The organism is Gordonia sp. OPL2 (assembly GCF_003797825.1).
Taxonomy (GTDB): Bacteria; Actinomycetota; Actinomycetes; order Mycobacteriales; family Mycobacteriaceae; genus Gordonia.
Map to the genome: position 1 here is coordinate 156,721 of NZ_RKME01000003.1, position 13,430 is coordinate 170,150.

At 67.5% G+C, this 13,430-nt stretch carries 13 protein-coding genes; 9 read left to right on the top strand and 4 right to left on the bottom strand.

The features are described 5' to 3' along the window. Nucleotides 1-15: 15 nt before the first annotated feature. Both EEB19_RS05230 and EEB19_RS05235 read right to left on the bottom strand, forming a co-directional pair. Entirely contained in the window at nt 16-546 is a 531-nt protein-coding gene (locus tag EEB19_RS05230; RefSeq protein ID WP_187583835.1) for a hypothetical protein, read from the bottom strand. After that, nucleotides 543-1,361, bottom strand: a complete 819-nt coding sequence (locus EEB19_RS05235) for a class I SAM-dependent methyltransferase (protein ID WP_187583837.1) — start codon at nt 1,359-1,361, stop codon at nt 543-545. The genes EEB19_RS05230 and EEB19_RS05235 overlap by 4 nt, the downstream gene beginning before the upstream one ends. Nucleotides 1,362-1,553: 192 nt before the next feature. Here EEB19_RS05235 and EEB19_RS05240 point away from each other — a divergent pair, with 192 nt between their 5' ends. After that, nucleotides 1,554-4,040: an AAA family ATPase gene (locus EEB19_RS05240; protein ID WP_262365447.1), complete on the top strand. Its 2,487-nt coding sequence runs from the start codon at nt 1,554-1,556 to the stop codon at nt 4,038-4,040. A gap of 31 nt (nt 4,041-4,071) precedes the next feature. Here the strand turns inward: EEB19_RS05240 and EEB19_RS05245 are convergent, their stop codons facing one another. Continuing rightward, the gene (locus EEB19_RS05245; protein WP_187583839.1) at nt 4,072-4,401 is read right to left on the bottom strand and encodes a hypothetical protein; all 330 of its coding nucleotides are present in this window, start codon (nt 4,399-4,401) and stop codon (nt 4,072-4,074) included. 213 nt (nt 4,402-4,614) lie between these two features. Next, nucleotides 4,615-5,886: a uracil-xanthine permease family protein gene (locus EEB19_RS05250; protein WP_187583841.1), complete on the bottom strand. Its 1,272-nt coding sequence runs from the start codon at nt 5,884-5,886 to the stop codon at nt 4,615-4,617. A gap of 119 nt (nt 5,887-6,005) precedes the next feature. Here EEB19_RS05250 and EEB19_RS05255 point away from each other — a divergent pair, with 119 nt between their 5' ends. The 8 genes from EEB19_RS05255 (at nt 6,006) to cmrA (ending at nt 13,425) form a co-directional block, all read left to right on the top strand. Continuing rightward, nucleotides 6,006-6,506: an Rrf2 family transcriptional regulator gene (locus tag EEB19_RS05255; protein WP_187583843.1), complete on the top strand. Its 501-nt coding sequence runs from the start codon at nt 6,006-6,008 to the stop codon at nt 6,504-6,506. 50 nt (nt 6,507-6,556) lie between these two features. Continuing rightward, entirely contained in the window at nt 6,557-6,766 is a 210-nt protein-coding gene (locus EEB19_RS05260; protein ID WP_187583845.1) for a hypothetical protein, read from the top strand. Further along, nucleotides 6,763-7,203: a hypothetical protein gene (locus EEB19_RS05265; protein ID WP_187583847.1), complete on the top strand. Its 441-nt coding sequence runs from the start codon at nt 6,763-6,765 to the stop codon at nt 7,201-7,203. Before EEB19_RS05260 ends, EEB19_RS05265 begins: the two co-directional genes overlap by 4 nt. A 324-nt stretch (nt 7,204-7,527) precedes the next feature. After that, entirely contained in the window at nt 7,528-9,201 is a 1,674-nt protein-coding gene (locus EEB19_RS05270) for an ABC transporter ATP-binding protein (protein WP_187583849.1), read from the top strand. Nucleotides 9,202-9,281: 80 nt separating this feature from the next. Further along, the gene (locus EEB19_RS05275) at nt 9,282-9,827 is read left to right on the top strand and encodes a PadR family transcriptional regulator (RefSeq protein ID WP_187583851.1); all 546 of its coding nucleotides are present in this window, start codon (nt 9,282-9,284) and stop codon (nt 9,825-9,827) included. A 41-nt stretch (nt 9,828-9,868) separates the two neighbouring features. Continuing rightward, complete coding sequence (locus tag EEB19_RS05280) at nt 9,869-11,932, top strand: NADPH-dependent 2,4-dienoyl-CoA reductase (RefSeq protein ID WP_187583853.1); 2,064 nt, start codon at nt 9,869-9,871, stop codon at nt 11,930-11,932. A 111-nt stretch (nt 11,933-12,043) separates the two neighbouring features. Continuing rightward, on the top strand, nt 12,044-12,553 hold the full coding sequence (locus EEB19_RS05285) for a nitroreductase/quinone reductase family protein (protein WP_187583855.1): 510 nt from the start codon (nt 12,044-12,046) through the stop codon (nt 12,551-12,553). Nucleotides 12,554-12,615: 62 nt separating this feature from the next. Further along, complete coding sequence (gene cmrA / locus EEB19_RS05290; RefSeq protein ID WP_187583858.1) at nt 12,616-13,425, top strand: mycolate reductase; 810 nt, start codon at nt 12,616-12,618, stop codon at nt 13,423-13,425. Nucleotides 13,426-13,430: the final 5 nt, after the last annotated feature.

The following is a 13,430-nucleotide window of genomic DNA, read 5'->3' on the forward strand; positions in this document are numbered from 1 at the left end:
TGCGATCGCACGACCTCAGAACGTGCCGGTGACCACGTTGGTGGTCTGCACCCGGGGTGCGCAGTCGCCGTCGACGAATCGCACGCGCACGAAGATCTCGTCGCGGCCATCCCGATCCTCATCCAGCACACGGCTCGGGACGACGATCTCCCGGAGGTACTCGAGACCCCGGTCGGAGGCCCGGAGGAACCCTTCGGTGCCGACCGACGTCCCCGGGAAGTTGCGGTCGTAGAGATACTGCTCCTTCCCGTCATCACCGAGAACGATGTAATGCATTCCACCGCAGCCTCTGTCGTTGATGTGGGTCACGAAGCCGACGGCATCGGCTCGTTGCATCGGATAGAGACCGTAGATGATGATCCGGTTCTTGCCGGCGCCGGTGACGTTCTGGTCGACGATCGACAGCGTGGCACCCGGTGTGCGGGCCGGTGCCGCCGACGCCGTCGACCCCACCTGGGCGGTCAGCCCGACCGCCACGGTCAACGTCGCGGCCGCGGCGAGACCCGACACGACATTCCGACGAGATGTGCTGCGTTGCCGTGTCATGACCGCACCGCCTCGACGAGGCGATACTCCCAGTCGATCGAGATCCCACCGACGATGCGCGTCTGTCGCGATTCCGCGAGTGCGATCAGGTCGGCGCGCAGCGACGCGCGGCCATCGTCGTCGAGGGTGGACGCCGCAGAGAAGGTCGGTCCGTAATACCCCAGGAACAGGTCCGCGAACTCGTCCGCATCGGTGAATCGAACGGTCAGCGTGCCGGTGTGTGACCGCAGGGATGCGACGCGGTCGCCGAACAACGATGCGACATGGCCCTCCTCGCCCCACAGGGTCGCCGGGCGGGCACCGGGCGGTGGTGCCACATGCTTGCCGACGGCGGCGAGCATGCCACCGACGAAACCGTCCGAGGTCCAGCTCGTCACCACGATCCGGCCACCGGGTCGCACGACGCGTGCCAGTTCGCGCGCGGCCTGATCGTGGTCGGCGGCGAACATGATGCCGATCGTCGAGATGCCGACGTCGAAAGCGCCGTTGCCGAACGGCAACACCTCGGCAGGCGCCTCGACGAAGTCGACGTCGAGACACTCGGCCGCGGCACGCCTCCGGGCGATCTCGAGGAGCGTCGGAACGTAGTCGATGGCGGTCACCCGGCCACCTTGACGGGCTGCGGCGAGAGCCGAGTGTCCGGTGCCGGTGGCGACGTCGAGCACATGCTCGTCGGGAACGATTGCCGCGGTCGCCACGGTCCGCTCGTTGACCGGAACGGTGAGCGCGGCGATGCGGTTGTAATCACCGCTGCTCCACACCTTCTGTTGTCGCGCCCGCAGAGCGACGCGATCCGGGGATACTGAGGTTGTCATCGGATCTCCATCCGTGAGGGGGACGACAGTGTTCCTGTCGCTCACCGACCGAAGTGCCGGTGTGTCATCCACGATCGGTCCGACGGCAGGTCACCGGCATCGGGAGCCGCCTCCTATCTTCGTCACCGCACCTCCCGTCCGGCATGGGCAGAGATCCCTACGTGTCCGATTCGTCGGGCCTACACTCGGTGGGTGCGATTGCTGGAGCGGGCCGATCAGGTGGCGCAGATCGAGGCCGCGCTCAAGGAGCTGCCGACCGTCGGCGCCGCCTTCTCAATCTCCGGCGAGAGCGGGGCGGGCAAGACGAGTCTGGTCACACAGATCTGTTCGACCGTGCAAGTGATCCGAGTCCTTCGCGTCACGTGCGATCCCCTGGACACGCCGAGGCCGCTCGGACCGATCAAGGATCTCGGGGTCGGCCGCGCCCCGGCGATGTTGTCCGAGGTGTGCGAGGCCGCGTTCGCCCACCTGGGCGCGGAACCCACGCTGCTCATCGTCGAGGATCTGCACTGGGCCGACGTCGCGTCGAGCGACGTCCTGCGGTTCCTGTGTCGCCGCATCGAGTCGATGCCGCTGGTCATGTTGCTCACCCACCGCGAACTCGACCCACAGGCACCCGCGCGTACACTGCTCGCCGAACAGGTCTCGCGGATCGAACTCCCGCCGCTCAGCCTCGACGCCATCGCCGAGATGGTGGCGGGCACCGGACTCGACCCGATGCAGGTGCACGCCGTCACGGGCGGCAATCCCTATTTCGCCACCGAGGTGTCGCGCGATCCCGATCTCCCGATCCCGGCCACGGTCCGCGATGCGGTTTTGGCGCGGACCACCAAGGTGACTGCAACCGACTTCGAGATCCTGCAACTCATCGCGGCGTCACCGGATCGACTCTCCGACAATGCGTTACCCGCGCTGCACATCGACCACCCGACTCTCCGACGGTCGATGCACACCGATCTGCTCGACTGGCGATCGGAGGGCATCGTGTTCCGACACGAGCTCGCACGACGCGCGGTCGAGTCGACGATCCCACCGGGCGGGATCGGCCACCTGCACGCGCGACTGCTCGACGCCCTCGAGCGCCTCGATTCCGTGGACCCGTCGGTGTTGACCCACCATGCCGTCGCCGCGCAGGACCATGAACGGGCCGCTCGACACGCCGTCGCGGCAGCCGAGGACGCGATCCGAGGCGGTGCCCACACCGAGGCGGTCGCCTACTACGAGATCGCCCGACGACACCAGCGCTCGGCCGGCCCGCGGGAACGCGCCGAATTGCTGTTGGCACTGGCCAACGAGCAGTACATGATCAGTCGGTTGCCGGATGCAATCGCCACGGTCAATGCGACGTTCCCGCTGTGGACCGAACTCGGTGACGCACGCGGCCTGGCGACCGCACACACGGCGGTGGGGGTCTACGAGTACTACAGCGCGCAGCGCCGACGGGCCGAGTCGCATCTGGCACGCGCGTCGGAGATAGCGCAGGAGACCGGCGCCACCGACACCTACGGGCACGCCCAGATCCAGCGGGCCTTCCTCGCATTCATGCGCGGCGATGTCGCGGACACGCACAGCCTGCTGGCCGAGTCGGACACGACACCCGACGAGCTGATTCGGTTGTGGAATCTCGTCGTGTCCGACTCGGCCGCCCTCTCCGGCGGCGACACCGCATCGCGGTCCAGGCTTCTCACGCACATGGAGACGGCGCGCGCATTCGGCTTCGACGAACTCGCGTCCACGGTGTACTCGCAGATCGCCAGCCTCGATGTCGAACAGGGTCGGTATCGGGCGGCCGATCGGGTCCTCGCCGACGGACTGCCCTTCACCGTCGAACGTGACATCCAGATCTGCCGGCACTGGCAGACGGCCGTGCGGAGCCGTCTGCATCTGACGCGGGGGCAGTGGAGTGGCGCTCTCGAGGACGCCGGGGCAGTCATCGAGGCGAACGGGATGCCGATCGCGACACTCTGGCCGCATCTGGTGAAGGTGCTCGTGCCCCTCCGGTGCGGTGCGCCGTTCGACGAATCTGATCTCGAGGACGCGTGGGGTCTCGCCGACCGGATCGACGAACCCCTGCGGCGTCTGGCCGTGCTCGCCGCACTCGCGGAGGTCAGCTGGATGACCGGCGACCCGGACGAGCGGGTGATCGCCGCCGACCCGCTGGATCTGCCGGGTACCGAGTGGGCGTCGGGCTGCCTCGCCGTCTGGCGGATGCGGCTGGGATTGCCCAGTGCCACAGGGCCGCTCGCCGAACCCTATCGGTTGTCGATCGAGGGGCGACACGCAGACGCGGCCCGCTGGTGGTACGACGCCGGCGACCACTTCTCCGCTGCGATGTCGTGGCTGTACTCCGACGAGCCGGCGCGGGGCGTGACGATGCTCGACGGGCTCGGCGCCCTGGGAACTGCCGATCGTGCGCGCGCGATGCTGCGGGAGCAAGGCCACAGCGAGTTGCCGCACCGGCCTCGCCACGCCACGCGCGTCAACCCGGGTGGGCTCACCAATCGACAACTCGAGGTCGCCCGACTGGTGGCCGATGGACTCTCGAACGCGGAAATAGCGGCACGCCTGTACATCTCATCGAAGACCGCGGACCATCACGTGTCGGCGGTACTGGCGAAGCTCGGCCTCACATCGCGGCGCGAGGTGCTGGCGCAGAGCGCCGAACTCGGCCTGCGCTAGGCCGTCCCGGCAGGCCGAGTGCGCCGGGCCGTCAGCCGTGGGCGCCGACTCCGCGATGGTTCGACCACATCTCGCCGGCCCGTGTGGCCGCCCGGTCGATCAGAGCGACGAGTTCGGGTCGTTCGGGCACGCGGAACGATGTGTAGGCACCCCGCCCGCCCGCGGTGGGACGACCGTAGGCCTTCGCGGCCAACCGGCCATCGGGCAACATGCGCACGTTCAGGGTGGTCAGAAGGAACTCGACGTCTCGTCGCGAGTCGGTCCACTGCAGATGCCCGGGAATCGCGACGTTGATCGCCAGTGCACCGACCTCCACCCGATCGCGCTCGTGTCCGTCGTCCTGCGTGTCGTCGGCTGCCATGGCACGTGAGCCTACCGCCGGGACGCAGGTCGGATCCTCGTGCGACGAAAGTCCCTCGCGGTCGGCGAAACCCGACATTCGGGCGACTGTCCTCGTAGCATCACCACCATGGATTACATGTGGGTGATGCCCGCCGTGGCCCTCGTCTCGTGCATCGTCATCGGCCTGGGTTTCGTCCTCGGCCTCCCGGGTAACGACGACTGACGCCTCGTCTCAGTTCGTCACCGTTCCACGCCAACGGCCGATCAGGGTCATGGCGTGATAGATGGCGAGTGCCGCCGCCGCGCCCAGGGCGATGCCGCCGAAGTTCAGGTCGCCGATGACCCAGGTGAAGTCGGCGATCCCGATCACCAGCGGAATCGCCGCGGTGAACTGATTGACAGGCTTGGAGAAGTCGACCCGGTTGGTGACCCAGATGTGCACGCCGAGAATGCCCACCAGACCGTAGAGCGCAGTGGTCACGCCACCGAGCACACCGGGCGGGACCGCCGCGATCACCGCACCGACCTTCGGCGACAGACCGAGCAGGACGGCAACCACGCCTGCAATCCAGTAGGCGGCAGTCGAATACACCTTCGTGGCGGCCATGACGCCGATGTTCTCGGCGTACGTCGTGGTCGCCGATCCACCGCCGCTGCCGGCGAGCACGGTCGCGAGTCCGTCCGCGGCCAGCGCCCGGCCGATGCGTCGGTCATAGTTCACCCCGGTCATGGTCGCCACCGACTTCACGTGGCCGATGTTCTCGACGAGCAACACCAACACCACCGGTAGGAACATCGGGATCACCGAGAGATGGAACGTCGGAGTGTGGAACTCCGGGAACCCGATCCATGTGGCGTCGGCGATCCCGCTGGTGTCGACCTTGTCGAAGAGCAGCGAGATGACGTACCCGAGGATGACGCTCAGGAAGATCGCGAGACGACCGAGCAGACCGCGGAACAGCACCACCGAGGCGACCAGCAGCACCAGCACCACGGTGGCGATGACCGGGTCCTCCTCATAATTGGTCTTCGCCGTGGGCGCGAGGTTCAGCCCGATGAGCGCGACGATGGTGCCGGTCACCACCGGCGGCATCAGCACCTCGATCCAGCCGATGCCCGCGAAGTGTGCGATCGCGCCGATGAGGATGAGCAGCGCCCCGACCACGACGATGCCGCCCAACGCAGCCGATTGACCGTCGGAAGCGGTCGCGGCCAGGACCGGCGCGATGATCGCGAAGCTCGACCCGAGGTAGCTGGGCAGGCGGTTCCGGGTGATCAGGAGGAACAGGATGGTGCCGATCCCGGAGAACAGCAACGTGGTCGCAGGCGGGAAGCCGGTGAGCACGGGCACCAGGAAGGTGGCGCCGAACATGGCCACCACGTGCTGCAGTCCGATCCCCACCGTCCGCGGCCAACTCAGTCGTTCGTCCGGCGCGATGACTCCCCCACCGTCGACCTTCCGCCAGGACAGGAATCCGCGCGATCGCGTTTCGGGTGTCGCCATGGGAATCAGTCTGCGGCATGGTCGCCCACCTCCGCGCCCGGTACGCACAGGTCGGTCACCGTGACGGGCGTCACCTCGATAATATGCATCAGAGATGCGAATTATGGTTCACTCGATGGATGCAGTTGACCCGCTTCACCGACATCGGACTGCGGGTCGTCATGCGTCTGGCGGTCGCCGACGAAAGCCGCTCGGCGACAACGCCGGAGCCCGCCATCCGGAGCGCCGCGACACTGACCACGAAGGATCTCGCCGGCGAGCTCGCCGTCCCGTACAGCCACGTCGCCAAGGTCGTCGGCCGCCTCTCGGAGATGGGTGTCGTCCACGCCCGCCGTGGCCGCTCCGGAGGACTCGCGATCACCGATCTCGGACGCGACGCGCGGATCGGCTGGCTCGCCCGAACACTCGAGGGCGAGGGCGAGGTCGTCGACTGCAACGGCCCGGTCCCCTGCCCGCTGCGCCACGGCTGCCGGCTCCGCGGGGCCCTCGCCCAGGCGAGGTCGGCGTTCTTCGCCAGCCTCGACGAGGAGACGGTCGCCGACCTCGTCGCCGAGCCCACCACCTCCGTCCTGCTGTCTCTGACCTCGCGGGCCGACATCCACGACGCCAGTGCAGGATGACCGGGTTTCGCTTCCACACAAGAGTTTTCGACAACGAGATAGGAGACGCCATGCTGTCGACCACCCAGCGCGCCACCCTGCCCGCCGTGGAGGGAGCACTCGACGACATCGACATCGGAGACAGCGGGCGGGCACCACTGTGCGGGCCGACCGGTTTCCTGACGAGCATGCGCGAGGAGTTCCTCGACCGCGAGGTCGCGCAGGATCGCATCCACGACGAGACAGTCGGCCCCGCGCTCGTGCGGACGGGTAGCCGATGACGGCCGCAGGGGGCACGGTCACGGCCGTCACGTTCCTCTGGCTCGGCATGGTCTTCGCCATCTCGTTCCTCGAGGCGCCACTGAAGTTCCGGGCACCCGGGGTCACACTGCCGATCGGACTCGGTATCGGCAGGTTGGTGTTCCGCGCGCTCAACGCATGCGAACTCGCCTGGGCGGCGGCCATCGTCATCGCGGTGGCACTCGGGTCCTTCTCGGGTGCCACGATCCCGCTGGCGGCGGGGGTCGCGGTCGTCACGCTCGTCCTGCAGCTCGTCGGGGTGCGCCCGATCCTCACGCGCCGATCGAACCGGGTACTCGCCGGCCACGATGGCCCACGCAGTCACGCCCATCTGGTCTATGTCGGCCTCGAGGTCGTCAAGGTCGGTGCCCTGATCTGGCTCGGCATCGCGGTGTTGTCGACGCCCGCGCTGCCCTGACAGCGTTCTCCCAGCTGCAGGCAAGGCCGCCCGCAGGTCGCGGCCATACCTTTCCTCTGGTCGGCACGGTCGCCGACCAGAACACAAGGAGAACATCGATGCCTCAGCCAGGACAGAACCCCGGACAGGGTCCGCGCCCGGGTCAGCAGCAGCACCCCGCACCGCCACGCCGGCGTCGTCGTCGCGTGTGGAACCGTCGCCTGCACCGTTGGGACTGGGCCTGGTTCTGAGTCGACGCCCGACCTGACCCATCCACGCCGCGTCCGGGGACAGCAGACCGCGTTGTCCCCGGGCGCGGCATCGTGACCCGATCGGACTCCTTCGATGACCGCACGCGAGGCCTACCGCCGCTTTGTTCCGACCCTTCGGGGTGAGGGCTCCCGCTTCATTCTGGCCGCAACACTTCTCCTCATCGCGACAGCGTGCGAGATCCTCGCCATCTTCGTGCTGTCCGACGTGATCGACGGTGCGCTGTCTGCCGACAGTACGATCGCCTTCGTCAGACTCGCCGCCCTGTGGCTGCTGATCACGGCGATCTCGACGGGCGCCGACTATTTCGGCCAGGTCGTCTCGGTCGGCATCTCCGAGCGGGTCGTGCTGCGGTTGCGCGACGGTCTGTTCGCCCACGTGCAGCGACTCGACCCGGTCATCCACCGTCGATTCGGCCTGGGCGACATGGTGACCCGCCACTCGGGCGACCTCGAGGCCGTCGAGTACCTGATCGGCTCCGGGGTCATGCAGTTCATCGTCGCGATCACCAACACCGTCGGACTCGTGGTCGCCGCACTGCTCATGAGCTGGCAGGTCGCCCTGGTGGCGATCGCTGCGGTACCCGTGCTCTGGGCCGTCTCCGCCGCCTACGGGCGCCGCCAGACCGTGGTCACCCGCGACGAACGGATTGCCAACGCCGACATCGCCGTCGCCGTGCAGAGCGCGCTCAGCGGTCACGAGACCGCGGTCGCCTACAACCAGCAGCGACGTGAGCACGCCCGGCTGCATAGCCACGGGGTCACCTGGCTGGGGGCTCGGCTGTCGCAGACCCGGATCGAGGCCGGATTCGGAGCGGTGATGGGTTTCGGTCAGGTCATCGTCACCCTGGCCATTGCCGTCGCCGGAGTCTGGCAGGTCCGACAGGGTTCGCTCAGCGTCGGCCAGTTGCTCGCTCTCACCGGCTATCTCGGCATGCTCTACCCGAAGATGCAGGAACTCGCCGAGGTCCGCTTGTCCCTCGCCTCGGCAGCGGTGAGCGCGGAACGGATCGCCGAACTCCTCGACCTCACCCCCACCGATGCCGATCGCGACGACGCGGTCCCGCACTCCGGCGACGACCACACCGTTTCGGTTCGCGATGTCACCCTGCGCCGTGGAGACGCCACGGTGCTCGATCGTGTGTCGCTCGACCTCCATCCCGGCCGGATCACCGCGCTCGTCGGTCCCAGTGGCGCCGGCAAATCCACGCTCGCGTCTCTGCTGTGCCGATTCGACCGTCCCGGCGGGGGCACCATCACGTTGGGCGAGATGGATTACGCCGACCTGACCGGAGAATCGATCCGTGACCACGTCACGCTTCTGCCTCAGCAGCCCGTCATCAAGGCGGCGACCGTGGCGGACAACATCGCCTACGGGCGGCCGGACGCGACCCGCACCGAGATCATCGGTGCCGCACTGGCCGCCGACGCCGATTCGTTCATCGCCGAACTCCCCGACGGTTACGACACCGAGCTCGACGAGGACGGCCTCACCCTGTCGGGCGGTCAGCGACAGCGGATCGCCATGGCGCGGGCGATCCTGCGCGACAGCCCCGTCCTCGTGCTCGACGAACCGACCTCCGGACTCGACGACGAAACCGCGCAACGCATTCTCGAACCTCTCCGACGGCTGGCCCGGGGACGATCGACCCTGCTCATCACCCATGATCCCCGTGTCACCGACATCGCCGACGACGTCGTCGAGCTCCGTGACGGACGGCTGACGCACCGTGACCGGGTGCTTGTCTGACGGTCCGTCCACGTCCATACGCAACCGGGTGCATATGAACCCTGTTGCATAGAACCTGGGTGCGGTGCTAGCTTTCAGCCATGGCGCTCGAGCATGCGATTCTCGTGTCGCTGGCCGAGCGCCCGGGGACGGGTTACGAGATCGGCCAGCAGTTCGACCGATCCATCGGCTATTTCTGGTCGGCGACGCACCAGCAGATCTATCGGACGCTGAAGAAGCTGCACTCCGACGGTCTCGTGAGTTTCGAGTCGGTGAGCCAGGACGGCCGGCCGGACAAGAAGGTCTACACGATCTCCACCGAGGGCCGGAAGGTGTTGTCGGAGTGGGCGGTCAGTCCCACGCCCGTCCAGCCGCTCCGCAGTGATCTCGGCGTCAAGCTGCGTGCCGCGGAGTTCGGCGACCTCGCCGCCGTGATCGGCGAGCTGAAGGCCCATCGCGACGAGCACCTCGCACAACTCAAGCTGTACACCGGTTTCCAGGAGAACTTCTATCCCGAACCGGACGCGCTGAACGGCCGCAAGCTGCACCAGTACCTGGTGCTCCGCGGGGGAATCCGCCAAGAAGAAGGCTTCATCGAATGGTGCGACGAGGTCATCGTCGCCCTGGAACGAGAGTTGTCCGCCTGACCGGGCTTCCCGGTCGATCACACCGAGAGGAAAGGTCCGCCATGTCAGCCCACACGGCCGCACCGAATCCGCATTACCCGCGCCTGTTCGAGCCGATGCAGCTCGGCGGCACGACTCTGAAGAACCGCCTCGTCATGGGGTCCATGCACACCGGACTCGAGGATCGGATCTGGGACACCGACAAGTTGGCCGCGTACTACGCCGAACGTGCCCGCGGCGGAGTCGGACTCATCATCACCGGTGGGTTCGGCACCTCGCGGACCGGTCTGCTCCTGCCGTTCGCCGGCAAGATGACCAACGTCGCCGACGTCGCGCGTCACCGTCGGATCACGAGTGCGGTGCATCGCGAGGACGGCAAGATCGCGATGCAGCTCATCCACGCCGGACGCTACGGGTACACGCCGTTCAAGGTCGCCGCCGGCTCCGAGCCGTCGCCGATCCACCCGTTCAAACACCTGAAGATGACCGACGCCATCATCCGGCACGTGATCAGATCGTTCGGCAGATCCGCGAAGCTCGCCCGTAAGGCCGGCTACGACGCCGTCGAGATCATGGGCGGTGAAGGCTATCTCATCAATCAGTTCCTCTGCCCGCACACCAACGACCGCACCGACAAGTGGGGTGGATCAACGGAGAACCGGCAGCGGTTCCTCGTCGAGATCATCAAGGAGATCCGCCGACAGGTACCGCGCGACTTCCCGGTGATCCTGCGGCAGTCGATCGCCGACTTCGTGCGCAAGGGTCAGACCTGGGACGAGATCGCACTGATGGCGCGCAAGGCCGAGGAGTACGGCGTCGACGCGATCAACACCGACATCGGCTGGCACGAGGCGGGCGTCCCGACGATCGTCACGTCGGTCCCACGCGCCGCATTCGTCAAGTTCACCGAGCGACTGCGCGACGAGGTCTCGATCCCCCTGATCGCCAGCAACCGCATCAACACCCCCGAGGTCGCGGAGGAGATCCTCGAACGCGGGAAGGTCGACGCGATCTCGATGGCGCGACCGCTGCTCGCCGACCCCGACTTCGCGGACAAGGCCGAGTCCGGACGCTCCGACGAGATCAACACCTGCATCGGCTGCAACCAGGCCTGCCTCGACCACGCGTTCGTCGGCAAGAAGGTGTCCTGCCTGCTCAATCCCCGCGCGGGCCGCGAGACCACCCTGACGCTGGGTGCGACCCGCCGCGCCAAGCGAGTCGCCGTCGTCGGCGCCGGACCTGCGGGACTGTCGGCCGCGGTATCGGCCGCCCAGCGCGGACACAAGGTCGACCTGTTCGAGGCGGGCGAGCACATCGGCGGCCAGTTCTCCATCGCTGCACGGATTCCCGGCAAGGAGGAATTCAACGAGACGATCCGCTACTTCACCCGCCAGCTCGATCTCGCCGCTGTCTCAGTGCATCTGAACACCCGGATCACCGCCGACGAGATCATCGAGCGCAAGTTCGACGAGGTGATCGTCGCAACGGGCGTCACGCCGCGCATCCCGCAGATCCCGGGTATCGAGCACCCGATGGTGATGTCCTACGCCGAGGCCGTCCTCGGCCACCGCGAGATCGGCAAGCGGGTCGCCGTGATCGGCGCCGGCGGAATCGGTTTCGACGTGACCGAGTTTCTCACCGTCGACGAGTCCCCCACCCTGAACCTGAAGGAATGGGAACAGGAATGGGGCGTGAGCGAGGATCTCTCCAAGCCCGGTTTCGTGACGAAGCCCCGACCGCTGCCCGCGATCCGCGAGGTCTATCTCGTGCAGCGCAAGTCGGGCCGCCAGGGCAAGACGCTCGGCAAGACGAGCGGCTGGGTCCACCGCGCGACCGTCAAGATGAAGGGCGTCGAACAGATCTCGGGCGCCAACTACGACAAGATCGACGACGCGGGACTGCACCTGAGCTTCCGCGACGAGGACGGCACCGTCACCGAGACCCGCGTTCTCGAGGTCGACAACATCGTCGTGTGCGCGGGTCAGGAATCGGTCCGCGAACTCGTCGACCCGCTGACAGTCGCGGGCGTCACCACCCACGTGATCGGTGGCGCCGATCTCGCAGCCGAGCTCGACGCCAAGCGCGCGATCCGGCAGGGCACCGAGGTGGCCGCGGGAATCGCCTGACAACGCGGGACATTCGTCGAACGACGCCCGACGGCGTGACGGCGGTGGCACACTCGATCGATCAGATCTCTCGAGGTGCCGCCGCCGTCGACGTGTGGACAGGAGTCAGCCATGGGTTCGGAGTTCCCCGACCGTCGATGGGGCACCGAGTCGAGCCCACTCCGTCGCCCCATGGTCGCCCTGGCCAGTACTTCGTTCGGCTCCTGGGTGATCCGCATGCTCGTCCCGATCGACCGACGACTCCTGCGTACCACCGGTGGACGGTTCACCGCCCTGGGACCGATCGGTGCGCCGACCGTTCTCCTCACGACCATCGGCCGTCGATCCGGCGAGAAACGGACGTCGCCGCTGATCTATGTCCGCGACGACCCCGATCTGTTTGTCGTCGGGTCCAACTTCGGACAAGAGCACCATCCCGCATGGACGTGGAATCTGCTCGCCGAGCCGACATGCTGGGTCAACACCGCGGGCACCGACATCGAGGCCTCCGCGACCCTGGTCGAGGGATCCGATCGCGACCGGATCGTGGGTGAATTCGAGAAGATGGTCACCGCGTACGAGGTCTACCGCGGCCGTACCGATCGACCGATGAGGGTCTTCCGCCTGACACCGGCCGCCTGACACCGGCGCAGCGCCGGTGCTGAGGGCCCTCTCGGGGTCGCGACCCGACTAGAGTCGACACCATGCCGCTACCTGCCGCCTCCGACTCCGCCCGCGCCGTCGTCACGGGCGCGTCGTCGGGAATCGGGATGGAACTCGCGTGGGCACTGGCGGCTCGCGGGCATTCACTGATCCTCGTCGCCCGCCGCGGCGACATCCTCGAAGAACTCGCCGGACGGATCCGCGCGCAGCACGGCGTCCACACCGAGGTGCGGGCGGTGGATCTGTCCGATCCGTGTGCCCTCGAGGTGCTCGCCGCCGAGCTCGCCGACCGCGAGATCTCGATCCTCTGCAACAACGCGGGGATCGCCACGTTCGGACCGGTCAGTGACCTCGACCCGGAGTACGAGCGTGCCCAGGTCCGCCTCAACGTGACCGCCGTCCACGATCTCACCCTCGCCGTGCTGCCCCAGATGGTGCACCGCGGTTCCGGCGGCATCCTGATGGTGGGATCGGCGGCCGGCAACATGCCCATCCCGAACAACGCCACGTACGCGGCCACCAAGGCGTTCGTCAACACGTTCAGCGAATCACTGCGTGGCGAGGTCGGCGACAGCGGTGTCCACATCACTCTCCTCGCGCCGGGGCCGGTGCGCACCGAGACCCCGGCACCCGAAGACGCGTCCATCGTCGACCGCATGGTTCCCGACTTCCTGTGGCATTCCAGTGCGCGGGTGGCCGAGATGAGCCTGGATGCGTTGCAGCACAACAAGATGCGCGTGGTTCCAGGGGCCCTGTCCAAGGCGATGTCGGTCGCCGGAGGCTATAGCCCGCGTGCCGTCGTCGCGCCGATCGTCGGGTCGTTCTACCGCAAGCTCGGCGGCGACTCCTAGACCGG